Consider the following 269-nt stretch of genomic DNA (forward strand, 5'->3'; position numbering starts at 1 on the left):
TCAACACCTTGTGGCCGCTGTTTGGCATCTCCAACCAGATGCTGGCCGGTATCGCCTTGATGCTCGGTACTGTGGTGCTGATCAAGATGAAGCGTCAGCGCTACATCTGGGTCACCCTGGTGCCGGCCGTGTGGCTGCTGATCTGTACCACTGCCGCAGGCCTGATCAAGCTGTTCGACCCGAACCCGGCCGTTGGCTTCCTGGCCCTGGCCAAGAAGTACAGCACTGCGCTGGACGCCGGCCAGGTACTGGCCCCGGCCAAGGACATC

At 62.1% G+C, this 269-nt stretch carries 1 protein-coding gene; it reads left to right on the plus strand.

Annotation, left to right across the window (positions count from 1 at the left end; translation table 11 throughout):
* The coding region (locus tag SB772_RS41485; RefSeq protein ID WP_410838708.1) for a carbon starvation CstA family protein at positions 1-269 on the plus strand (269 nt) is incomplete at both ends.

The sequence above is a fragment of the Paraburkholderia sp. SIMBA_030 genome (genome assembly GCF_046535245.1).
In the GTDB taxonomy this organism is placed as follows: Bacteria; Pseudomonadota; Gammaproteobacteria; order Burkholderiales; family Burkholderiaceae; genus Paraburkholderia.